Origin of the sequence: Bacillus sp. J41TS8, assembly GCF_018333035.1 — a bacterium.
Lineage (GTDB): Bacteria > Bacillota > Bacilli > Bacillales > Bacillaceae > Bacillus > Bacillus paralicheniformis.
Window position 1 is genome coordinate 136,644 of the sequence record NZ_BORF01000007.1, and the last position, 23,163, is coordinate 159,806.

Genomic DNA, 23,163 nt, shown 5'->3' on the forward strand with positions numbered 1-23,163 from the left:
ATCTACTCCTTCAAAACGGCTTCAATATATTTTTCGGGGTTGACGAGCGTATCAGCCGCCTGATGGAAATACGGCGCGATAAGCTCGGTTCCGAGTCCGATGGCAAGCGACAGAAAGAGCAGTACCGCTGCCGGATACATATAGCCTTTTAGCGGTCTTTTGGCCGGAGCATCTTCCTGTTCATCCCCCCAGAAGCCGTTGATAAATATTTTCATGACGGAATACAAGACGAGCAGACTGGATAAAAGCATCAGCAGCGTAATCACGAATTCACCGCTTAGAAAGCCGCCCTCTGCAATTTTCAGCTTGCCGATGAATCCGCTGAAAGGAGGGACCCCTGCCAATGAAACAGCTGAAATCATAAACATCCAGCCGAGCACCGGATGGTTTTTGATCAGGCCGCTCATTTTTTTCAGGTTGTTTGTCCCTGTCAGAGTAAACAGCGCTCCGCCAAGCATAAACAGCGCTCCTTTAATGATCATGTCATGAATCAGATAGTAGACAGATCCTTCGATCGAAGCCGGCGTATTGGCGGCGATACCGAATAAGATCACACCGACCGCAGTCACAATATTGTAGATAATGATTTTTTGAACATCCCAGTAGGCGATCGAGCCGATGACACCGAAGATGATCGTAAGGGCCGCAAGCCAGACCATTAATTGATGAGTAAAAGCCGCGTCTTGGGTGAAAATTAATGTAAACACCCTTGTGATCGCGTATAGGCCGACTTTGGTCAGAAGTGCGCCAAACAGTGCGGACACAGCGGCAGGCGGCGCATAATAAGAACCAGGCATCCAGAAATACAGCGGGAAAATGCCGCCTTTTAAACCGAAGACGATCAAAAATAAAACAGCGATGACCGTGATCAGCCCGGTTTGGCCCGATTCACTGATCCGAACGCTCAAATCCGCCATGTTTAATGTGCCCGTCACCGCATATAAATAAGCGACTCCGATGACAAAGAGGGCGGAAGAGATAATGTTAAAGACGATGTACTTCAGAGATTCCCGCAGCTGGATCTTCGTGCCGCCAATGACGATCAGCACATACGAAGCCATCAGGAGAACCTCAAAAAATACGAACAGGTTAAACAAATCCCCGGTTAAGAAAGCGCCGCTAACTCCGGCAAGCAGGAACTGGACCGCGGGATAATAAAAGAAACGCTCGCGTTTTTCGCCGATGGAGCGAAACGAATAAAGAACCGTCAGAAATCCGATAATGGCTGTCGTTAACGCCAGAAGGCTGGCGAATTGATCAGCGACAAGGCTGATCCCGAACGGCGGCTTCCACCCGCCGAGATATAAGGTCTGGATTCCGTCCGTATAGACGGTCTGCACAAGAACAGCGGCCGCCGCGATCGCCGCAATGGAAGATATGGCGCTGAATGCACGCATCAGCACGATCGACTTGTTCATAAAGATGAGTAGAACTGCGGCCATTAAAGGAATCAGTATTGGCAGAATTACAAGATTATTCATGTTGATCATTTCCCCTCATTTGATCCATATCATCCATTTTCAGCTCTTGGTAGGCGCGGAAAGCCATGACCAGGAGAAACGAGGTGACCCCGAAAGCAATGACGATCGCCGTTAAAATCAACGCCTGAGGGAGAGGGTCGACATAGGTTGACGACTCTTCATTTAAAATGGGAGGCGCACCTTTTTTTAACCCTCCCATTGTCAGCAGAAGCAGGTGGACGCCATGGCTGAGAACGGCAGTTCCGATAATCACCCTCAGAAGGCTTTTTGAAAGCAAGAGATATGTCGCCGCCATAAACAAAATTCCTACAATAAAAGACATTAAAATCTCCATTATTCTCTCTCCCCAATCGTCTGAATAATGGTCATGGTCACGCCGACCACTACGAGATAAACCCCGATATCAAACAATACCGCGGTGGCAAGCTCCGTTTTCCCCAAGAGCGGAAGGTTAAAGTAATCAAACGCGTGGGAAAGAAACTGAGCGCCGAATAAAAATGAGCCGATTCCGGTGGAAACGGAAATGAATAAGCCGACGGCCGCCACATAGATAAAGTTGACGGGCAAAATGTTCTGCACCGTTTTTAAATCATAGGCAAGCAGCAGAAGGACGAGCGAAGACGCCGTCATCAATCCGCCGATAAAACCGCCGCCCGGGTTATTATGGCCGGCAAAAAACAGATGGAAAGAAAAGAGCAGAATGATAAAGGATGCAATCTTTGTAACGGTTTGCAGGATCACATCATTCGTCTGAACCTTTTTCAATGCTCTTCCCCTCCTTTCCCCATTCTGAGCCTGATCATGCCGTATATTCCTAAAGCGGCTATGACAAGTACAGTAATTTCAAACAATGTATCAAATCCCCTGAAGTCGACCAATATCACGTTGACGATATTGTGGCCGCCCGCGAGTTTATAGCTGTTTTCAATAAAATACGATGCGATGCTTTCAAGGGAGCGCTGGCTGTTTGCAGAAAGTGCGAGCAGCGTCACAACAGTTCCGACTCCGACCGAGACAAGCGCATTTGTGACCCTGAACTTAGCCGACTTCGGCTTGAATCTGAGCTTCGGCAAATGATAGAAGCAAAGCAGGAACAATGCGACTGAAATCGTTTCGATAATCAGCTGCGTCAGCGCGAGATCCGGCGCTCTGAAAATGACGAAGAACAGCGCAAGCGTGTAGCCGATGACGCCGAGCCCGATAATCGCCGTCAGTCTTGATCTTGCGAAAACGGTGGTAAATGTTGCGGCAATCATGACGGCTGACAGAACAAGCTCATAGATGCCGATTGAAGCATTGCCTTTCACATCGTATGAAAAGCCTCCGGTAACAACGAGCGATCCGCCGATGATCACGATAAAGAAGACAAAAACATAGACGAGATAATCGCGAAGAAACCCGGTCATATACGTTCTTGTAATCTTGTTGGAGCCTTTTTCAAGTCCAGACAACGAGCTGTCGTACAGTTTGTTGAGCGTCAGTTTTTCCGGGAAGAGGCCGTAGACCTTACGCCATTTTGACAAGGTCAAATAGGCGAGAACGCCGAGAGCAACGACGCCGATTGTCATGTAGAGTTCAGATGAAAAGCCGTGCCACATGTAAATATGAACCTTGAATTTTTCGTCTCCGTCCAAAAGGGTCGGCATAATCGACGATGCAGCCGGTTCAATGATGCTGTATGACAGAATGTTCGGGAAAAAGAAAAAAATCACCACGAGAGAGACGAGGACAATCGGCGAAATCAGCATGCCGAGTGGAGCCTCATGCGCTTGTTTTTCAAGTTTTTCAGGCTGATATTTCCCCCCGAACGTTTTAAACAGCAGAACCATGCAGTAAATGAACGTAAACACGCTTCCGATCCAAGCCAGAACAGGAAGCACAAAACTCCATGTGTCGGCGTTATACAAATTAAAATCCGTAATCCTGAGCATGCTGGTGAAAAACATTTCCTTGCTCAAAAAGCCGTTGAACGGCGGCAGACCAGCCATTGAAAACGCGCCGATCAGCGTAATCGTAAACGTAATCGGCATGATCGTCATCAGACCGCCAAGCTTGCGGATATCCCTCGTTCCCGTTTCATGATCGATGATTCCGACTGCCATGAACAGGCTGCCTTTAAATGTCGCGTGGTTGATCAAGTGAAAAACGGCGGCGATTACTGCAACCATATAGTATTCAAAATTTTGATAGTGCAAAGCTGCGGCACCGACGCCGAGCATCGACATGATCATTCCGAGCTGGCTGACCGTAGAAAAGGCAAGTATCGCTTTTAGATCAGTCTGCTTGACGGCGTTGAACGAACCCCAGAAAAGCGTGACAATCCCCGTGAGGGACACGATCCAAAACCATTCCCCGGAAAAAGCGAACACAGGGGTGAATCTTGCAACGATATAAATTCCCGCTTTTACCATCGTGGCGGAGTGCAGGTAAGCACTTACAGGCGTTGGTGCTTCCATCGCGTCTGGAAGCCAGATGTAAAAAGGGAACTGCGCAGATTTAGTGAAGGCTCCGATTAACACCAGCACGAGAGCCGGAATGAAAAAGCCGTGGCCCGAAATTAAATCAACTTGGTTGATCATTTCTCTGATCGAGAATGAACCCGTAATCGTGTAAAGAAGAATGAAGCCTCCAAGCATGGAAAGACCGCCGAAAATGGTGATAAGCATCGATTTTGTCGCGCCGTATCTTGATTTTTCCCGCTTGTACCAATAGCCGATGAGCAAAAAAGACGATATGCTGGTCAATTCCCAAAATAAATAAAGTACAATGACGTTATCAACGAGAACAACGCCGAGCATTGCCCCCATGAACATGAGCAGATAAACGTAAAACGGTCCGAGCTGCTCTCTTTCTTTAGATAGATAATAGATGCTGTAAAGGACAACCAAAGACCCTATCCCTGTAATCAGAAGGGCGAATAGCAATCCGAGTCCGTCAACGTATGCGGTAAAGTTAATGCCAAAGGACGGAATCCATTCCAGTACAGCCTTTAATGTTCCGCCATCCGCCGTCATTTTGATCATGCGGAAAAAATAAATAAATAATAGAACAGGAAGAACCAGGACAAACCAGCCTGTATGAATCTTTCTGACGTTTTTCGCCAATAGCGGAATCAAAAAGGCGAGTGCAAAAGGCGATAAAATTGCAATATGTAAAGCCGTCATATTAACCTCCCTTTAAGGTAGCATGTATAAATACATTCTGTTCCATACTAAAATTTTCAAACGTTATGTACTTTTTTAGAACTGGTGACCTAGACAAATTATAACTCAAATTTTAATCGGCTGCATGATCTCATGAAAACCGCGGTTTATGCGGTCTTATGAACCTGAAAACAATTTTAACAAAAAATGCGGCATTTGTATAATGGAAAGTTTTTTTGAACAAGATGAATTTGAGGTGATGAAAGATGAGAAGGAAAGCTTTTATCAGCTTAAGTTTATTTTGTTCGCTTTTTGCGGGAGCGTTTATGATCAACAGGGAAATGACGCGTGAACAGACTCCGGGGATAGGAACGGACGAAGGCCCTCAATATCGCGGGGATTACACGCCGCTTCAGACGGGAGCGGAAGATCAGTCCTTAATGGGAAAAGAAAGAGCTCCCTTTAAACCGAGAGAATATATCAGAGTTGAGAAACGCTGAAAACAAAAAAGGAATCCGATCGTATAGATCAGACTCCTTTTTGTTTTTTTATGCGGCCCTTACGAGGTGAAGAACCTTAGTAAAACGGTCGCCATAATGACGGTTGCTGCTCCGCCGAGACGCGTTGAGATTTGCGCAAACGGCATCAGCCCCATCCGGCCTGAAGCCGAAAGAATGGCCACGTCCCCCGTACCGCCGAGACCGCTGTGACAGCCGGTGACAATCGCTGATTCAACAGGGTACATGTTCATTAATTTGCCGACAAAGTAGCCTGATGTCACCATGGCAATGACGACTGAAGCGCAGACGGCGATGAAGCGCAGGGAAATAACGGACGCCACATCATCAAGCGGGATGTAAAGAATGCCGAGCCCGACCATCAGCGGCCAAGTGAAGCTTGATGACATGAATTTGTAAAGCTGGTGTGCGCCTTTTTCCATGCTTGCAGGCAGAAGCTTTGCATATTTTACGGCAGCCGCCGCGATGATCATCAGGATCGCTCCCGGAATTGCGATGAACTTGGAGACCAAACCGCCGAAAATGAAGAAGGAACATGCGATTAAAACGCCGGCACCCATTAATTTCAAATCGATTTTCGGCTCCTCTTCTTTTTGGTTGAAAATTTCATCGTCTTTTTTCGATTTGACGAGCCTGCCGTTACCATTCAGCTCAGGCCGCTTTTCGCCAAGCTTTTTCATCAGTCCGGCTGAGATGATGGCAACGACGTTTCCGATAATAGCGGCCGGAATGAGCTGTGAAACAAATACATCTGTGGATTGTCCCAAAATTTGCGAGTAAGCGAGTGACAGCGGCAGGATTCCTTCGCCGATGCCTCCGGCAATAATCGGTACAATAATAAAGAAGAAAGCTTCATAAGGGCTGTAGCCAAACAACAGACCGACGAGAATACCGGCGGCAACCGCTGCGACCGTCCCGGCCAACAACGGAACGAACATTCTCATAAAACCTTGAATCAGAACTGTGCGATGCATTCCTAAAATACTTCCCGCGACTAAACATGCGATGTAAAAATACAGAAAATTCGACGTTTTCATCAAAGTCGTAACCGCTTCCATAGATGCGGGGTTAAGCACTTTGAAAAAGACTAAAAACGAAGGAACAAACAGCGAGAGAATGGCAGGTCCGCCGATATCTTTTAAAATCGGAATGCGCTGTCCAACATCCCCGAGAATAATACCGAGAATCATAATGATCGCGAAACCGCCAAGCATGTCATTCGGCAATTCGTTATAGTAAGCTGCCAGAAAAATAATCAGCGCAAGCGCAATGTATAGCGGAAACGGAATCACGCCGATTTTCCAATTGATCAACTTCTGGAAAAAATTTTTATGTTCTTTATGACCGTGATTTGTAATCGGTTTCAAATCTTTTGCTGCTTCCATCAAAAACACCCCCATGTTTGTATGTGTTCAATTGTAGAAGAAAAGTGTCAATTCTGTGCGTTTTTTAAATTAAAATAATCGATTGATAATTAAATTAAAGCGAAAAAGAGCGGGAAAAGAGGAGGAATCTGCTTGATTTTGATCAATTTATAGGTCTTTTGATTTATTATGGAGTCGTATCCAGGTAAAAAAGGGAATTCCCTGTCCGGGGAGAAAGCTTTTTTAAAGCAGCAATTTAAAAAACCCCCGAAGCTGTTTTCGGGGGCTTTGCATTATGATTTTCTTTTGGCAAGAGATCCTAACGCCTCTCCCATTTTCACTTGAAGAGAGGGGTGAAGGCGCTCATCAGGAATAAAGGTATCCTTTTCAAACAGCAGGATAACGGTCGAGCCGAAAGAGAAATATGCGATTTCGTCGCCTTGACGCCATTCTTTTGACTCCTCGAGCATCACGATCGAGTTAATATACATCGCCCCGACCTTCACAAGCAGGGCGGACCCATATTGATGCTTAAATTCGGAAATCATCCGGTAGTTTTTTGTCAGCGGCGATTTTCCGTAGGTCAAACCGATTTGATTCACGGGGTAAGACGCGCTTCCCAGCGAATATTGCGTTTCAAGTGTACCGTCAGCCGGGCTGTGAATTCTGTGGTAGTCCCTCGGGCTTAAATAGATAATGATATAGGTTCCGCCGATATAGCGGTTCACGATCTCGGATCGCCCGATCATTTCTTCTACGGAATAGAGCTTTTGTTTGACGGTAAATTGCTTGTCGCGCGTGATGGCGCCCATTTCTTCGATGACTCCGTCCACAGGACTGACCAGGCTGTTTGGTTCAGCGGAAAGGGGGCGTGCACCGCTCTTTAATTTTCTGATGAACAGCTCGTGCAGGCTGTTAAAAGAGCGGACATCTTCCAGCATCTCTTCTGTATTGATATGAAAGGTTTTGATATAGGAGGGGATGAGAGGTTTGCTGAGCTTTGACTGAGCAAACTTTTTCAGCATCCGGGACACGCCCTTTTTATTCGTCAACTCGATCAAAAACCGGTAAAGCCGCTTTTTCAAGCTGTTCACTCCTTTACTGATCACACGGGATGCAAGCGGTATTTAAATCACGCCGATTGTGTATCCGATCGTAATAAAAACGAGACACCAAATAAAAGCCCCTGATCCGGCATAAATCAGGAACCTTTTCATGTCCATCTCGTTCATGCCGGACAGATAGCATGTCACATGGCGGATTCCGGGAACAAAGTAGCCGAAAAGAATCGTCCACGGGCCGTATTTTTCAAACCAGCGGTGCACGGTGTCCAGTCTTTTCGGCGTCAGACCGATCCATTTCCCGAACTTATCGAGCAGCGGTTTACCGATTTTCTTCCCTAGAAAGTAACTGATGAGCATCCCTGATACCGCACCTGAAAAGCTGATCAAAAGAGACAGCTCATAGTTTAATAGATGAATAGAAGACAGATAACCGACAAATGTCATCATGACTTCATCGGGTATCGGCAGGCCTACAATTCCGAGAACAAGCATCCCGAATATCGCAAAATACCCGTATTGGGAAATCAATTCTTTTGCCAACTCCATGAAAAACTAGCTCACTTTCTTCAATAGTTTTTTCCCCTTCAGGCTGATGACTTTGATTTTGCTGACCATGAGAAAGGACAGGAACAGCATAATCAAAATGTACGGCTTTTTGCCAAGGATCTCTGATAAAAGGTTTAAGCAAACCAGAATTGTTCCGGCTGCGGTGATCGGAAGGCCTGTAAAATAATCCTGGTTCTCTGATTGAATATTAAATCGCGCCAGCCGAAGCGCTCCGCAAACAGGGAATAACAATGTCGAAGGAAGGCCTAAGATCGGTGCATCATAAAAAACGATTGAATAGGTGATGATGGCCGGGGCGACTCCGAAAGTGATAATATCAGACAAAGAATCCAATTCTTTTCCAAACGGGCTGACGGCATTTAATCTGCGCGCGGCCATGCCGTCAAGGCTGTCCAAGATAGCGCCGATCAGAACAAATATAATGGCTAAGAATAAATACCCTCTGAATGCAAGCAATATTGAAGAGATGCCCGAAACAAAGTTTCCAATCGTAATTAAAGAAGGTATGACTGATTTATTCAATGTTTTCGCATCCTTTAAATAAAAACGTTTTATATAGAAATTAAACAATATTAAATTGTATACGATTTGCTTCCTGTCTGCAATAAAATTCCTGAAATGATTGATAACCAGACTTTTTCATCATACCATAAAAGTGGTAAAGACACTGGCGGCGTCAAAAAAATTTATATTTTGTTAAGGTAACAAAAAAATGAATAAGAGAGCAGACGCTCTCTTATTCTATCGTTCGGTTGGCGTTTTCCTTTAATATAAGCCGATAAATCAGGCCAGCGCGGGAATCGTCAAACGCAAGGCGAAGAACAGAGCGGATTCGATTGGGTCGAACCCTAAGCGCAGCGAGCGCGATAAATCCTTGTCCGGTAACGGCGGCATGCGAGAAGTCAAGCGTGACCGTCACAAAAAAACGCCCGCTGTCTTTAGGAAGCAGCGGGCGGGGAGGGGACATGTTATAGATATTGGTTAATCACGTTCAAGTCATTTGTATTTAATTTATATTGGAAAACCGGTCTGCCGATCGTGCCGTAGGCCATTTCTACGTTGAGAACTTCGATTTCCTCCAGAAACTTCAAGTATTTGCGAATTGAAACTTGAGAGATTTCCGTGTGATTGGCCAAATCTTCTGTTGTGAACGTCAAGCTGTCAAACGATCTGATGCTTGACCAAATGAGATTCAGCGTGCTTTTGGTCAGCCCTTTTGGCAAATGCATCTTTTCGGGCGCGCGTTTTTTTTGAAAAAGTTCGAAATCCAGCTCTTTTTGGCTGATATTCCGGTTGCTTGCATAAAGCTGCTGCTTCCGTTTGTAATCGATTAGGGCGCTTTGAAACCGCTCAAATTCGAACGGCTTGATTAAGTAATCGACAGCCCCGTACCGCAGCGTTTTTTGAACAACATCCATTTCACTGGCCGCTGAGATGACGATCACGTCGACAGCTTGATTCTGGCGTCTGATCTCAGTGAGCAGCTCGACGCCGTTCCTGCCCGGCATATAAATATCGAGCAGGATCAGATCGATGTGCTCTTCCCGGAGGAAGGTGAGAGCCTCTTGAAAAGAAGCTGCAATTCCCTTCAGCTGAAATCCCTCTACCTGGCTGAGGTAACGTTTATTCAGCTCTCTTACCATCGGGTCATCTTCAACAATTAATACATCAATCATGGTCATCCTCCTTTGGTTCATACGGAATGCGGAGACTGAATGTCGTTCCTTCATTCTTTTCGCTTGTCACGATGATATGTCCATTTAAATTTTCAAGGCTTTGTTCGACGAAATAAAGCCCGAACCCCCGGTTGGAGCCCTTTGTTGAAAAGCCTTGATCAAACATTTTCTGCTGTTCCTCCTTGGATATGCCGACTCCCGTATCCGTGACTTCAATATCAAGCTGTCCGTCATGGTGGCGGAATGAAATCGAGATATTTTTCTTATCAGTTGCGGAAACGGCATCCAGGGCATTGTTGAGAAGGTTCCCGATAACGGTGATTAAATCGTGTATCACCGCTGTGTTGGCTGTATCCGGAATCCTCGTGCTGCAATGAACCTCCAGCGAGGCCCCCTGTTCCCGGATATAGCTCTGCTTGCCGAGCAAAAAGCCGGCGAGCACCGAGTTTTTAATATGGTTGATAATTTCGCTCGCTTCAGACTGCTGATAGATCGCAATGTCTTTTATATAGTTTCCAAGCTCGTCGTAGTTCTTTAATTGAACGAGACCGAGAATCACGTGGAGCTTGTTCATAAACTCGTGCGACTGCGCCCTGAGCGCGTTTGCGTACATTTTAACACCGGACAGCTGCTCAGCTAAGTGCTTCACTTCGGTTTTGTCCCGGAATGTGGCAATCGCTCCGACGATGTTTCCCTTTTTTAAGTGGATCGGAACTTCATTAAAGACAAGTTCTAGCCCGTTGATTCTAACGTCGCGGTCCAGAACGGGCTTCTGAGTATCGATCACTTGTTTCAGGCGGTTGTTTGGCAAGATGTCGGTGACATCCCGGTCGATCGGATTCTCTTCGATCCCCATTTTATGAAACAGGCGCTTCGCTTCCGCGTTGGCGAGCTTGATTTTTCCTGTTCGGTCAACGGCGAGTATCCCTTCTTTTGTCGACTCAAGCATCGCGCTTCGTTCATTCAAAAGCGTTGCAATTTCATACGGTTCCATACCGAACATAATCGTTTTTACTTTCCTCGCCACGATGACAGCTCCGATGATTCCGGCGAAGATGCTGAGGACGATGACCGTATATAAAGGGCGGAGATTTTGCTGGGTGATCTGCTCAATCTCGTTAAGGGTGATTCCGACCGCTACCGCTCCGACCTGGCTGCCCGTTTTATTATAGATGGGAACAAAAGCCCTCAGTGATTCACCGAGCGTGCCTTTTGCCGTACTAATGTGGCGGCGGCCCTTCAGCACTTCTTTTTCGTCCCCGCCGGCAAATTTCTTTCCGATTTTATTCGGATCCGGGTGGGTTTTACGGATGCTGTTCATATCCATGACAACGACGAATTCAGTCTCGGTGATTTTTTGAACGCGGGCGGTGTATTTTCGGAGCTCATCGTATTCGCCGCTTTCCAGCGATTGCGCCGTAATCGGAGCTTCGGCGACCATCTCCGCCGTCTGCAGGGCAATCTGCTGCTCCTGCTCCCGAATGTTCCTTGCGGTCTCGGAACCGACCATAAAAAACGCGATCAATAAAGAAATCAAAACGACGACGCAGACAAATATCGTTAATCGTGTCTGCAGTTTTAATGTTTTTTTCAACGGCGATTCCTCGCGATCTATTGATTAGTCAACACATAATACTTTACAAGTAAATGGCGAATTTGTGAAGAATCCTGCCCCTTTCTGCCGCGAACAGCAGAAATTAAAAATATGGAAAATATTCTTGTCAACAGGTCCTAAGTCGTACATAATGAATGAGGAACATATCAGAAAGGGACTTTTTTTATGAAAAATACGTATGTAACAGGCTTTTTTCCTTTTATCGCAATTCTTCTTTTCAGTTCATCTCTTGCGATTTCTTCCGTTATCTATGCCATGGGGATACTGTCTTCTCTCGGCATTTACAAAGGAATGCTCGAATTTTTCTCTGAGAGCGGCATCCGGATGGCTTTGTTTGCTGTGTTTACGCTGATTTTTTTCATGGTATTTTCCGCTTTGAAGCTGATTGCCAATACTGTGACAGAGCTTGCCCTCTTATTTTTCGCCAAAGATCCTGAAGGAGCGAACCTGAGGAAAATCAGGGTCGGTTCTGCCGTGTACCTGGGAGCAAGCCTTTTATCCTTTATTTTTGTCCAATATGCCGCTGGAATTGCAGCGCTTTTTTTACTCGCAACACTCGTATATTTAATTTTTATCGTTTATGCGATCCACAGCACGCTTTCATTTATGTCATTAATCGGCTTTATTATGTTTGAGCTGCTGTTTTGGTTTACGTTTTTAATCGGCACGGTGTATATCGTCATCAAGCTATATAACAGCGTCATGGCGAGCCTGCCCGTTTGAGCCATGCAAAAAACCGGAGCGCGGACGTTTGTCCGGCGGCTCCGGTTTTTTTTATGACAAAAATCGTTTTCTGATCTCAGGACCGGGAATGGTGCACTCGCTTTTTTGCCCAAACCATTTGTAACGGTTTTTCGCAATCACGCTGTAGATGGCGTCCCGTAGCGGTCTGGGAATGATCAAGAGGGCGGAAGCGGCCCGCCAAAGACCAGGAAGGCTTTTCACCACATGCAAGGCCGCGGTTGATTTCTGATATACCCGTCCGTTTTCGATCAAAATAAAGCTGTCAAAATGATCGGAGGGGAGCTGATATTGCTTGAGCAGCTTCCCCCCGGCATCAGATTGCAGGGAAGCGAATGAAAATAAGCCTTCTGGATCATGCTTGATGATGAATTGAACGGCTCCGTCGCAAAAGTTGCACACGCCGTCAAACAGAACGATTCGCTCAGGCATATCAGCCACTTTCAGCCACCCCTTTTTTGATTTAAGATGCGTATGCAAGCGTTCCTCTCCAGATCAAAAGTTGAGGTCCCGCGTGATGCAGGTACTCGACATTGCCTTTTGCCTCTTTTCCGACCCATACACTCATTGTGTACGTATCCGTCAATCCGACAAACCAAAGGTCTCTGTACCCGTTGGATGTTCCGGTTTTGCCTCCTACATATCCGCCGCTGAAATTCGCTTTTTTCCCGGTTCCTTCTTTGACAACCGCTGATAAGAGCTGACGCATTTGGTTGTTTGTCCGCATGCTGAATACTTGCTGCGGTTTGTCTTTCCATTTGTAAAGCGTTTTGCCTTTTAAGTCCGTCACCTTTGTGATGGCATGGCTGGATGTATAGCTGCCGTTATTGCCGAAAGTCGTATAGGCATCGGCCATCTCCAGCGGTGAGAAGCCCCATGTAAATCCGCCCAGTGCAGCAGGAAGACGGTAGTCATTTTGAACGATTTTATCAAATCCGAACGGTTTTAAATAGCTGAATCCTTTTTGCACGCCGACCCGGTTCAGCATTCGTACGGCCGGTGTATTATACGAATTTTTAAAGGCTGTCTTGATCGACACGGTTCCGTATGTTCTTTCGTTGAAGTTGTTCGGACAGTATTCTTTGCTGCAAAATTTGCTTGCGTCAATCATGCTGCCTGCCGTCGCACCCGTTTCTTCAATGTACGGCCCGTAGTCAAGGAGCGGTTTAATCGATGATCCCGGCTGCCTGTATGCCTGGAATGCCAGGTTGTAATCATACTTTTTATAGTTTTTCCCGCCGGACATGGCGACGATTTGATGGGTTTGGTGGTTGATCACCACCGCTCCGCCTTGTACGCCTTCATAAGGGAGGCGATTATTCACTTGCTGGACGACCCGGTTTTGCATCCCGGTATCGAGCGCCGTATAAATTTTGATCCCGCTCGTCGTGAGGGAGCTGATGCGGTTAGACAGCTCTTTTTCGATTTTTTTCTTTTCTTCTTTTGTTTTTGCCTTTTTCAGCCGTTCGTCAAACCCTTCCGAAGCAGACACCAATTTGGTGAATTCCTCGTTGACATAAGTCGTATAGTCGGGATAAGCGTCTTTCTTTTCTTTTACATGAAGCGTAATTTTTTGCTTTACGGCTTTGCTGTATTCTTTTTCAGTGATCACGCCCGCTTTTTTCAGCCCTTCAAGCAGCCGCTTTTGGCGGGTTTTTGTGTAGTCAAAATGTTTCAAAGGATCATATAATGTAGGGTTATTAGGGATCGCGCAAATAAACGCCGTTTCGGCAAGGTTGAGAGATTTCAAAGGCTTGCTGAAATAGAAATAAGACGCGGATCCAATTCCGTAGACCCCATGATTAAAATAGATCGTGTTTAAATATTTCTCAAAAATTTCTTCTTTTGAAAGCTTTTTTTCCAGCTGATAGGAATACAGGAGCTCTGTGAACTTGCGGTCGAAGGTTCGTTCATGGTTCAAATACAAGTTTCTCGAAAGCTGCTGTGTAATCGTGCTGGCTCCCTGATCAATGCCGCCTTTTTTGACATTGGCTGCGGCGGCCCGGGCCATTCCGATAAAATCAAAGCCTTTATGCTGAAAGAAATGCCGATCCTCTGAAGTGAGAAACAGCTGCTTCACATGATCAGGGATATTTTTATAGGGGACAAATACCCGGTTTTGGTGATCTGAAACAATTTCTGAAATCAGGGCGCCGTCCCTGTCATACATGTAGCTGTTTTGTACAAGGCCGATATCTTTTATATTGATCTTCTCATCGAGCACCTGATCGAGAGGCTTCATATCCTGAGCTTCCCGGCCGGAGGCCATTAAGGTAAAGACAAATATAGGAATTAACATCAACAGAAAAATCCATCCAAAAAATGAACGCAACTTTGTCACTCTCTTTTCGCTAAATTCTAGCCATATCGTACCATTCTTTTTCGATATCGAGAAGGATAATTTGATAGATTGGCAGTTTTTTATCCGATTTCAGCTTGCTTTTGCCTCTGATTTTTTTTGCTGGGACCTTTGGAATATCAGAAGGCATGCTCCGCCGAAAAAGAGGACGGCAGTTGCGTAAAAAGCGGAAGAAATTCCGAAAAAGCTGGAAAGAACGCCGCCGAGCACCGGGCCGATGACATTGCCCAAAAATCTGAAACTTACATTATAGCCAAGCACTTCCCCTTGAATAGGCCCCGGAGATTCAACTCGGATTAAGGCGGTGATGCAGGGAATCATCCCGCCAAGCGCGATTCCGAACAGAAAGCGGAAGAACACAAGCATTTCATACTGAGATGTAAGTCCTTGCGGGATAACGCAAACCGCGGCAGCCAGCGCGAGAATCATCAATATTTTTCCATGGCCGAACCGATCGCCTAAGACGCCCCATTTTCTCGCGGCGAGAAGGCTTCCAAGGCCGGTTGCAGAAAAAGCCAGCCCTGAGAAAAATGCGAGATTGTCAGTTCCGTGCAGCTCGCTGACATATAAGGCAAGCAGCGGCTGAACACTGAAGTTTCCCACTTGAATCACAGCGGTGAGGATCATCGCCGTAATCAGCGGGCGCTGGTGCAAAATCGTCTGCAGCACCTGCTTTCTCGTATACCCGGCGGAGGCATCGCGCTTCGCCTTCAAAGGACGTTCACGCACTCCGATAAACACGAGGAAAACGGCGCTGTAAATGGCAAATGCCGTAATGAAAAACGTATATGTAAAACCGACGCGATCGGCGAGCAGACCGCCGAGCAAGGGGCCGAATAACCCTCCTGAGACCGTGCCCATCTGCAGCGTGCCGAGCACTTTGCCAGCCGTTTTTTTCGGCGTCTGAGCCGAAATCATGGCAAGGGAAGTGGGAATGAACCCGGTTACGAGCCCCATCGCCATTCTCAAAAAAAACAGTTCGTATACGGAAGAGACAAGGGACATGAGAAGAATGCAAGTGCCGATGCCGGTGCCCGTGATCAAGAGGATTTTTTTATAGCCGTGTTTATCTCCGAACCTTCCCCAAAAAGGAGAAACCAAAAAGGCCATCAAAAATGTGACGCCGAAAACGTATCCGCTCCATTTTGCCGTAAATCCGTCCGAATAGCTGCCGAGCGTTTCGATATAGAGGGAAAGAAACGGCAGAACCATTGTAGAGCTTGCGGCCACGAAAAAATTCGCGAACCACATGATCACAAGGTTTTTCTTATAAACAGAGATGCGAATCACCTTCTTAAAAAGTTTGAATTTCCTTCATTATAAATGAAATGTGGAAGCTGTATGGAATCGCTGCTCATTGGAAAAATGAAAATTGGGTATTTGAAGGAATTTTCAACATTTTCAGAAATTAAAACCTTAAATATAGAAATATAATGATATAATAAGAGAAATATGAACGTACTTTGGAAAACATTCAGAAGGCTTTAGGCTTGGACGATTTCCATCCGCTGCGCTACATCCATAAGTTTTTTATATTGAGATAGAAAGGCAGGTGTGAAAGTTGGAAGCGAGCACCTTACTGATTATTGATTTTGAATTTACAATGCCTGAGGGAAAGTATCACCCGCAAAATTTTTTCCCGGAAATCATAGAAGCAGGGATTGTAAAGGCGGTTCATGATGAGGTGGTTGAGACATTTTCAAGCTATATTAAGCCGAAGAAGTTCCCTAAATTAACGAGGCGCTGCAAAAAATTTCTCAGCATTACACAGGAACAGGTTGACCAAGGCATCACGTTTAACGCGTTGATTGAAAAGCTGCGGGAGCTTGATCCTGACCAAAACAGCGCCATCATTACATGGGGAAACATGGATATGAAAGTGCTGAAGCAAAATTGCATGTTCAACCATGTTCCGTTTCCGTTTAAAGGAGAGATGAGGGATCTTTCCATGGAGTACAAGGAATTCTTTGGTGACAAAACATTGACGAATTTGTGGAAAGCAGCGGAAGAGTACGGCGATTCAGGAACGGGAAAACAGCATAAAGCGCTAGACGACGCGATGACAACGTATAAGCTGTTTCGGCTCGTAGAACGGGATAAGAAGTATTTGGAAAATCCGAAACCGACGACGATCGGCGAACGGGTTGATCTTTCAAAAGTTTTTCCGCACGCCACATAAATAACCCAATCTGGCGAACAGATTGGGTTATTTGTGCGGGAAATATTCATTTTCAAGCGCATGAATAAGTTCAAGCGATTTTGCCGCGTATTCGGACGAATCGTTTTGCAGATCCGTTTTTAAACGGTTTAAAGCTGAGCGGAGCGAATCCGCATAATCCGGTACAGCTTCATCGAACGGCTTCACCATACGATGCGGGATATTTGTCTGTTCACCGAAAGCGAGCGCTTTTCGTTCATGAAAAAAAGGGACGTCTGCCTTGTTGGGATGGTGAAGATCGCCTTGCTTCGGGTGGGTCAGCACGGCGAGGATTTTGACAAGGTAGTGCATTGGTTTAACATCCGTAATTTCGCCGATGTAGACGCCTGTCTTATAAAAGCCCTTTACACGATCGCCGACTTGAAATTGGTTGTTCACTGCATCTGCCTCCTAATGGTATCATAATAAATAAATGGTAAAAAAATCATTTCAGGGAGGAAGAAAAATGGCGCCGTTTCTGATTCAGTTTATGCTCTATTTTCCTGAAGACAAAAGAGAATATATCCCTTCTTTTATTACGCTGGCCGTTTTCTTTATCATCGCAATTGTTGTATTCCGGCTGATCATTAAACATTCCAAAAAAGAAGCTGAAAAAGCGGAAAAGCTGGAAAGAGAATTGAATGAAACCATCCACAAGCGCTCTTAGAAGCGCCCGTTTTTCAGCCGGAACGCTTATGAAAAAGCGGTCTTCAGACGTCTGAGCCCGTCTTTTACAACAGAGAGCGAACATCCGACATTCATTCTGACGAATCCTTCTCCGCCCGGTCCGTACTTTGGTCCCGGCTCCAGAATCAGCTTTCCTTTATGAAGGAGAAGCCGTTTGATGTCCTGATCCGTCAATCCGAGCTTGCGGCAGTCAAGCCATGCCAAGTAAGAGGCGTCTGGCTCCATCATGCGGACCTCGGGCAGCTCCTCTGCTAAAAAGCGGCGGACTTCTTCCATATTTCGTTCGATGTAAGGGATAAGCTGATCGAGCCACGGTTCGCCTTTTGAATAGGCCGCTTCGATTGCTGCAACTGCAAATGTATTTAAAGAATGCAGTCCCTGACGCTGCATAACTTTTGCAAAGGCGGTTCTCTTCGCCTTGTCGGGTATGATGATGGCTGAGGCCTGCAACCCGGCCAAGTTAAACGTTTTGCTAGGTGCAATGCATGTGATCGAAATATCCGCGAATTCCGGAGATAAAGAGGCGAACGGCGTATGGTTCAGTCCGTTCAGCATCAGGTCTGAATGGATTTCGTCGGAAACAACTGTGACACCGTGTTTAAGGCAGAGTTCGCCCAGCGTTGTCAGCTCTTCTTTCGACCATGAACGTCCGGAAGGATTGTGCGGATTGCAAAGAATGAACATCTTCACATCCGGTTCCCCAAGCTTTTTTTCAAGGTCGGAAAAATCCATTTCATAGCGGCCGTCTTTTTCGATTAATGGATTGTGTAACACAACCCGTCCGTTTTTTTCAACAATATCAAAGAACGGCGTATATACAGGCGGCTGTACGACCACCCGCTCGCCGGGCTCTGTGTACGCCTGCACCGCTTGGGCTAGCGCTGTTACAATGCCCGGGCTGAAAGTGATAAACGCCGGTTCAGTATTCCATCCGTGCCGGCGGCTAAGCCAATCGGTGACAGCTTCGTTCGTGCCCGCGCTTGCAGATGTATAGCCAAAAACCCCGTGCTCCAAGCGCTGCTGAAGAGCGTCGATAACGGGCTGGGGGGCGCGGAAATCCATATCAGCCACCCACATTGGAAGCGCGTCATCTACACCGAATAATTCCTGTGTTAAGTCCCACTTCACAGACTGGGTCCCGCGTCTGTTATGTTCTGTATTAAAATCCATGATCTCACCTCATGTCTTTTTCATATGTTATACATTAACTGTGATAAGGATAGATTGCAATGTTTTAACCATGAAAGCTTTTATAAAGTAAAGGGAGTGGCATCCGATGGAATGGAGCAGTGTGCCCTGAGTGGGCTTTTCAGCGTCATCTCAACCCTATGAGCTGGTATATTCGCCCGGTCTTTCTTGTGGCGCTTGCGTATTTTTGCTATAGGCGGACTTGGAAAGGCGTCATCGTTACTTTTTTGCTGATGACGAGCAGCATGTTTTGGTTTCCCGTCCCCGAGCGGATCAATCCGGAGATGCAGGCTGTTTTGGATTACGAGCAGATGCTTTTGTCCAACCCGCTTTCTGCCGTGCTCACGCTCGCTTTTATGATGGGGTTTCTCGTGTTGATTGGCGCGGCATTTTGGAAGCGCTCCTTAGGGTGGGGACTTGCGGTATTGAATGTGACGCTGATCGGCAAGGTTGTGCTGTCAGTGATGCTGACGGGGGAAAACGGCTGGGCGCCCCTCGGAAATACCATGTTCGGATTGATTCTCGTCAACGGCATCGGGCTGCTGCTGATCGCCTGGCGGAGGAAGCGGAGACAAGCCGGCCGATAGCCTGGTGCTTTCCTTATCGACAAGCCGGCGCGTTATGATACAATAGCTTTTGAAACATTACAATGAAGCGGTGATCATGATGAAAGAAAGTCAGGCAGCAGCACAAATCATCCACATCATAAAGGAATGGGATCCGTTTCAAGCCGGACCCGATTTTTATGAAACGGAAGCGGCCGAGATTGTTCAGGCCGTCTACACGGAAAACGACGCAGAGCGGCTGGGCGAAGCTATCCAGTCCGTTTTTGAAGTATCATTTGATCAGACGCTGCCGCTGGCAAAATGCAAACAGCTGGCTGAACGGCTCCTTGCGATCAAAGACAGCAGTTCGTGCTGATCAAAATTTAAAAACCGCCAAACGGCGGTTTTTTTATATTCATGTCAAAATGAAATCGGCAATTTTGTCTGATACATAATCCGGATTTTCTTCGGGGACGAGGTGGCCGGTTTCCCGCAAGGAATAGAAAATGGAATTGGGCAAATCCTGATGAAGCCTTTTGCCGATCTGTACAGGGACAACGCGGTCCTCTTCGCCCCAGATTAAGAGGGAAGGCGTCTCGATTTTCTTCAAATCGTCCGGTAATAAATCGCCTTCCCGGTGTCTGATGAGACGCGCGAGCGCCCTGAAAATTTGATCGTCAAGAAACGGTTTCAGGTAGCCATTGATCATCTCCTGATCGATCAGAGATCTGTCGTAGACAACATTCATGAGATTTTTCAGGACGCCTTGTTTTGACAGCCAGCGCTTGATGTACAAATAAAAATAAGGAATATGGCTCCCGAAAATGAGCGGGCGGGGGGAACGCTTTAAATAGCCTGAGCTGCACAGCAGGACGACTTTTTTGAACAGTTCAGGCCTTTCCTTTATCGCATAAAGTGAAATCTGGCCGCCCATCGAATGTCCGACAAGCACGGCGTCTCTAATCCTCAGCCTTTCGATCAGTTCGATGACCACCCTGGCCATGTTTTGATAGGTATACACAAAGGTGCTGGATTTTTCTGATTGGCCGAAGGGAGGCAGGTCAACGGCGACTAAATTAAACTCATCCTTCAGAAGAGGAATGATTTTTCTGTAGCAAAACGAGGAAGAAAGAAAGCCGTGTATTAAAACGAGCGATTGCCTGCCCGGATTCTCGTAATGCTCATAATATATATTGACCCCTTGAATGGTTTCAATAGAAGGTTTTGTTAACAGCATGATCCAAATCACTCCGAATGTTTTTCTTTCATGTTCAAACAATCTGGCTGCATGTTGTCGCCTAAGTCCTGAGTACGTTATTTATCGTACCCGAAAAAATTTTTTTCACGCTTTGATTTCGCTTTTTTTACCGCCTTACATTCGTTCAAAAACGTGCTATAATATTCAGAAGATTTCTTGACATATAAAAGGTGTGATAACGAGATGAAGCTAACAGAAAAAGAAACAGAAATATTGGAAATATTAGAGGAAAACAGCCGCCTCGAACCTGAAACCATTGCTAAAATGGCGAACATTTCACAGGAAGAAACAAAAGCGATTATCGAAAAGCTTGAAAAAGAAAAGGTCATCATCGATTATTCGGCAATGATCGACTGGCGAAAAGTCGACGGCCATGAAGGCGTTACAGCGATGATCGATGTGAAGGTAACACCGAAGCGCGGCGTCGGATTTGACGAAGTGGCCGAGCGGATTTATCGTTTTCAGGAAGTTGAATCCGTTTACTTGATGTCAGGCGTATATGATCTGTCTGTTGTCATCCGCGGCAGAACGATGTCGGATATTTCGCATTTCGTGTCCGAAAAATTATCGACGCTCGAATCGGTCGTGTCGACAACCACCCACTTTATTTTAAAGAAATACAAGCATGACGGTAAAGTTTTTGACTCCGGTGATGATGACAAAAGAATCGTGGTGTCTCCTTAAATGAGGACAACTTATATTTCTAAAGCAGCCCAGCAAATCAAACCGTCGGGCATCCGCAAATTTTTTGATCTTGCGTCCACAATGGAAGGCGTGATTTCATTGGGCGTCGGAGAGCCCGATTTTGTAACGGCGTGGAATGTCAGGGAAGCGAGCATCCTTTCCCTTGAACAGGGCTACACGTCATATACGGCAAACGCGGGTCTTCTTTCTTTGCGGAAAGAGATCAGCGCTTATCTGAATAAACGCTTTCATCTGGATTATGCTCCTGATGACGAGCTGATTGTCACAGTCGGAGCAAGCCAGGCGCTTGATATTGCGGTCAGGGCGATCCTTGATCCCGGAGAAGAAGTGCTGATTCCCGAGCCTTGTTTTGTCGCTTATGAAGCGCTTGTTTCTTTGGCGGGAGGAAAAGCGGTTCATATTCACACGAACGCAGCGCGCGGATTTAAAGCGAGTGCAGCCGATTTTGAAGCCGTCCTGACTGAACGTACGAAGGCCATTATCCTTTGCACGCCGTCTAATCCGACAGGCTCTGTGTATACAAAAAAAGAACTGGAAGAGATCGCGGCTTTTGCTGAACAGCATGACCTGATTGTAATAGCGGATGAAATATACGCCGAGCTGACATACGATGAAGCGTATACAAGCTTTGCGGAAATCGCCGGAATGAAAAAGCGGACGATATTGATATCGGGTTTTTCGAAAGGGTTTGCCATGACAGGCTGGCGCCTTGGATATGTCGCAGCTCCTGCATATTTAAGGGACCCTATGCTGAAAATTCACCAGTACTCGATGATGTGCGCGCCGAGCATGGCTCAATTTGCGGCGGAGGAAGCCCTTAAAAACGGGCTCGAAGACGTCGAAAAGATGAAAAAAAGCTATCGCCGCCGAAGGAATGTGTTTGTGGATTCACTGAACGAGATCGGGCTTGACTGTCATCAGCCGGGGGGCGCTTTTTACGCGTTTCCGTCCGTTAAAAAAACGGGCATGAGTTCAGAACAGTTTGCTGAGGAGCTTCTCATCGCAGAAAAAGTCGCCGTCGTCCCGGGCAATGTTTTCGGGCCGAGCGGCGAAGGCTATATCAGATGTTCTTACGCTTCCTCGCTTGAACAGCTTCAGGAAGCGCTCGTCAGAATGAAACGCTTTGTCCAGAAGACCGGTGCAGTTCAATAAAAAAATGCGCACCTAAAAGGTCCGCATCAACATAAGGGGGGAATACTAGAAAGCCTTAGTTGTTCTTTAGTATTCCCCTTTCAGCTCGGTTTTAAACATACAATGCTTAAAAAAGTTTTTTTGCTTAATAAAGACTTGTATGATATAATTTTTTATTGCGTATAAAAAGAGTTAAATTCATATGATTTAGGAGTTGTTAGTTATGACAGCAAAATTTGAAGTAGGCAGTGTTTACACTGGAAAAGTGACTGGATTACAGGCGTACGGAGCGTTTGTTGCATTAGATGAAGAAACACAGGGACTTGTGCATATTTCTGAAGTAACACACGGTTTCGTTAAAGATATTAATGAGCACTTGGCGATCGGTGATGAGGTGCAAGTGAAGGTTCTTTCTGTAGATGAGGAAAAAGGCAAAATCAGCCTTTCTATCCGCGCTACACAGGCAGCTCCTGAACGAAAAGAAAGCAAGCCTAGAAGACAAAAGGCTGTTCAAGCCGAAGATACAGCTGCTCCACAAGGATTCAACACGTTAAAAGACAAACTTGAAGAGTGGATCGAGCAGTCCAACAGAAAAGATCTTATTAAGAAGTAAATGAAAAAACTCCGGCAAAAGCCGGAGTTTTTTTATCGCATTTCCGGCTGCTTGGCGTCTTCGCCAGCAGTCTCTTCAGCCGGTCTAAATAAAAGTCCGAGGTTGATCAGACCTGCAATTCCGACAAGCGCGTAAACGGTCCGGGCTAAAGCGGATCCTTGACCGCCAAAAATGGCTGCAACCAAGTCAAATTGAAAAAATCCTATCAGTCCCCAATTGATTGCTCCAATGATTGTTAATACCAATGCAATACGTTGAAGTGCATTCATTTGTTTTTCCTCCTTTTTGAAGTCCTATATTTCACATTTATA

26 protein-coding genes and 1 pseudogene are annotated in these 23,163 nt (G+C 46.1%); 9 read left to right on the plus strand and 18 right to left on the minus strand.

The genetic code is table 11. From position 1 onward, the window contains the following. Positions 1-2: 2 nt before the first annotated feature. From KI350_RS11775 to KI350_RS11790, 4 genes are read right to left on the minus strand one after another with little or no spacing between them, the layout of a single operon-like run. The gene (locus KI350_RS11775; protein ID WP_025809735.1) at positions 3-1,481 is read right to left on the minus strand and encodes a Na+/H+ antiporter subunit D; all 1,479 of its coding nucleotides are present in this window, start codon (positions 1,479-1,481) and stop codon (positions 3-5) included. Then, positions 1,474-1,815, minus strand: a complete 342-nt coding sequence (locus KI350_RS11780) for a Na(+)/H(+) antiporter subunit C (protein WP_020452785.1) — start codon at positions 1,813-1,815, stop codon at positions 1,474-1,476. The genes KI350_RS11775 and KI350_RS11780 overlap by 8 nt, the downstream gene beginning before the upstream one ends. Continuing rightward, positions 1,815-2,246 carry a Na(+)/H(+) antiporter subunit B gene (locus KI350_RS11785; RefSeq protein WP_003184834.1) on the minus strand — a complete coding sequence of 144 codons (432 nt, stop codon included), beginning with the start codon at positions 2,244-2,246 and terminating at the stop codon, positions 1,815-1,817. The genes KI350_RS11780 and KI350_RS11785 overlap by 1 nt, the downstream gene beginning before the upstream one ends. Next, complete coding sequence (locus KI350_RS11790) at positions 2,243-4,645, minus strand: Na+/H+ antiporter subunit A (RefSeq protein WP_023856151.1); 2,403 nt, start codon at positions 4,643-4,645, stop codon at positions 2,243-2,245. Before KI350_RS11790 ends, KI350_RS11785 begins: the two co-directional genes overlap by 4 nt. Before the next feature lie 245 nt (positions 4,646-4,890). Here KI350_RS11790 and KI350_RS11795 point away from each other — a divergent pair, with 245 nt between their 5' ends. Then, a complete protein-coding gene (locus KI350_RS11795) occupies positions 4,891-5,124 on the plus strand; it encodes a hypothetical protein (protein WP_025809732.1) in 234 nt (77 codons plus the stop codon). A gap of 59 nt (positions 5,125-5,183) precedes the next feature. Here KI350_RS11795 and KI350_RS11800 read toward each other — a convergent pair whose 3' ends face one another. The 7 genes from KI350_RS11800 to malK all read right to left on the minus strand — a co-directional run bounded on the left by KI350_RS11800 (position 5,184) and on the right by malK (position 11,407). After that, a complete protein-coding gene (locus KI350_RS11800) occupies positions 5,184-6,527 on the minus strand; it encodes a 2-hydroxycarboxylate transporter family protein (RefSeq protein WP_065643716.1) in 1,344 nt (447 codons plus the stop codon). Between the two features lie 272 nt (positions 6,528-6,799). Further along, the gene (locus KI350_RS11805; protein ID WP_035337582.1) at positions 6,800-7,591 is read right to left on the minus strand and encodes a phosphatidylserine decarboxylase; all 792 of its coding nucleotides are present in this window, start codon (positions 7,589-7,591) and stop codon (positions 6,800-6,802) included. A gap of 42 nt (positions 7,592-7,633) precedes the next feature. Further along, positions 7,634-8,116, minus strand: coding sequence for a DedA family protein (locus tag KI350_RS11810; RefSeq protein ID WP_020452781.1), 483 nt, complete (start codon positions 8,114-8,116; stop codon positions 7,634-7,636). Between the two features lie 6 nt (positions 8,117-8,122). Next, positions 8,123-8,659: a CDP-diacylglycerol--serine O-phosphatidyltransferase gene (gene pssA / locus KI350_RS11815; RefSeq protein WP_020452780.1), complete on the minus strand. Its 537-nt coding sequence runs from the start codon at positions 8,657-8,659 to the stop codon at positions 8,123-8,125. Between the two features lie 214 nt (positions 8,660-8,873). Further along, positions 8,874-9,056, minus strand: coding sequence for a hypothetical protein (locus KI350_RS11820; protein WP_106071025.1), 183 nt, complete (start codon positions 9,054-9,056; stop codon positions 8,874-8,876). Positions 9,057-9,105: 49 nt separating this feature from the next. Next, complete coding sequence (locus KI350_RS11825) at positions 9,106-9,813, minus strand: response regulator (protein WP_025809726.1); 708 nt, start codon at positions 9,811-9,813, stop codon at positions 9,106-9,108. Beyond that, positions 9,806-11,407 carry a malate sensor histidine kinase MalK gene (malK, locus tag KI350_RS11830; RefSeq protein WP_020452778.1) on the minus strand — a complete coding sequence of 534 codons (1,602 nt, stop codon included), beginning with the start codon at positions 11,405-11,407 and terminating at the stop codon, positions 9,806-9,808. The genes KI350_RS11825 and malK overlap by 8 nt, the downstream gene beginning before the upstream one ends. Positions 11,408-11,593: 186 nt before the next feature. On the opposite strand from malK, the gene KI350_RS11835 reads away from it, so the two are divergent. Then, entirely contained in the window at positions 11,594-12,151 is a 558-nt protein-coding gene (locus KI350_RS11835; protein ID WP_020452777.1) for a YufK family protein, read from the plus strand. A 51-nt stretch (positions 12,152-12,202) separates the two neighbouring features. Here KI350_RS11835 and KI350_RS11840 read toward each other — a convergent pair whose 3' ends face one another. The 3 genes from KI350_RS11840 to KI350_RS11850 form a co-directional block, all read right to left on the minus strand. Further along, complete coding sequence (locus tag KI350_RS11840; RefSeq protein ID WP_033155026.1) at positions 12,203-12,601, minus strand: thiol-disulfide oxidoreductase DCC family protein; 399 nt, start codon at positions 12,599-12,601, stop codon at positions 12,203-12,205. A 31-nt stretch (positions 12,602-12,632) separates the two neighbouring features. After that, entirely contained in the window at positions 12,633-14,468 is a 1,836-nt protein-coding gene (locus KI350_RS11845; protein ID WP_052252271.1) for a transglycosylase domain-containing protein, read from the minus strand. A 132-nt stretch (positions 14,469-14,600) separates the two neighbouring features. Next, complete coding sequence (locus KI350_RS11850) at positions 14,601-15,779, minus strand: MFS transporter (RefSeq protein ID WP_025809721.1); 1,179 nt, start codon at positions 15,777-15,779, stop codon at positions 14,601-14,603. A gap of 310 nt (positions 15,780-16,089) precedes the next feature. Between KI350_RS11850 and kapD the strand changes: the two genes are divergently transcribed. After that, positions 16,090-16,707, plus strand: coding sequence for a 3'-5' exonuclease KapD (kapD, locus tag KI350_RS11855; RefSeq protein WP_023856141.1), 618 nt, complete (start codon positions 16,090-16,092; stop codon positions 16,705-16,707). Positions 16,708-16,734: 27 nt separating this feature from the next. Here the strand turns inward: kapD and kapB are convergent, their stop codons facing one another. Continuing rightward, positions 16,735-17,124, minus strand: coding sequence for a kinase-associated lipoprotein KapB (gene kapB / locus KI350_RS11860; protein WP_023856140.1), 390 nt, complete (start codon positions 17,122-17,124; stop codon positions 16,735-16,737). A gap of 67 nt (positions 17,125-17,191) precedes the next feature. On the opposite strand from kapB, the gene KI350_RS11865 reads away from it, so the two are divergent. Then, entirely contained in the window at positions 17,192-17,392 is a 201-nt protein-coding gene (locus KI350_RS11865; RefSeq protein WP_020452772.1) for a hypothetical protein, read from the plus strand. Positions 17,393-17,418: 26 nt separating this feature from the next. Here the strand turns inward: KI350_RS11865 and KI350_RS11870 are convergent, their stop codons facing one another. Next, positions 17,419-18,582: a MalY/PatB family protein gene (locus KI350_RS11870; protein ID WP_025809718.1), complete on the minus strand. Its 1,164-nt coding sequence runs from the start codon at positions 18,580-18,582 to the stop codon at positions 17,419-17,421. A 106-nt stretch (positions 18,583-18,688) separates the two neighbouring features. Here KI350_RS11870 and KI350_RS11875 point away from each other — a divergent pair. Then, positions 18,689-19,187, plus strand: a pseudogene (locus KI350_RS11875) (hypothetical protein). 79 nt (positions 19,188-19,266) lie between these two features. After that, positions 19,267-19,521, plus strand: a complete 255-nt coding sequence (locus KI350_RS11880) for a DUF1871 family protein (protein WP_023856137.1) — start codon at positions 19,267-19,269, stop codon at positions 19,519-19,521. A gap of 39 nt (positions 19,522-19,560) precedes the next feature. Here the strand turns inward: KI350_RS11880 and KI350_RS11885 are convergent, their stop codons facing one another. Then, on the minus strand, positions 19,561-20,382 hold the full coding sequence (locus KI350_RS11885) for an alpha/beta fold hydrolase (RefSeq protein ID WP_023856136.1): 822 nt from the start codon (positions 20,380-20,382) through the stop codon (positions 19,561-19,563). Between the two features lie 204 nt (positions 20,383-20,586). Between KI350_RS11885 and KI350_RS11890 the strand changes: the two genes are divergently transcribed. From KI350_RS11890 to yugI, 3 genes are all read left to right on the plus strand, one after another. After that, positions 20,587-21,087 (plus strand): Lrp/AsnC family transcriptional regulator, encoded by a 501-nt coding sequence (locus KI350_RS11890; protein ID WP_003184796.1) that lies wholly within the window; start codon positions 20,587-20,589, stop codon positions 21,085-21,087. Next, positions 21,088-22,260 (plus strand): aminotransferase, encoded by a 1,173-nt coding sequence (locus KI350_RS11895; protein WP_026580042.1) that lies wholly within the window; start codon positions 21,088-21,090, stop codon positions 22,258-22,260. It begins immediately after the preceding gene. Between the two features lie 202 nt (positions 22,261-22,462). After that, on the plus strand, positions 22,463-22,852 hold the full coding sequence (gene yugI / locus KI350_RS11900; RefSeq protein WP_020452765.1) for a S1 domain-containing post-transcriptional regulator GSP13: 390 nt from the start codon (positions 22,463-22,465) through the stop codon (positions 22,850-22,852). Positions 22,853-22,884: 32 nt separating this feature from the next. Here the strand turns inward: yugI and KI350_RS11905 are convergent, their stop codons facing one another. After that, positions 22,885-23,121 carry a DUF378 domain-containing protein gene (locus KI350_RS11905; RefSeq protein WP_020452764.1) on the minus strand — a complete coding sequence of 79 codons (237 nt, stop codon included), beginning with the start codon at positions 23,119-23,121 and terminating at the stop codon, positions 22,885-22,887. Positions 23,122-23,163: the final 42 nt, after the last annotated feature.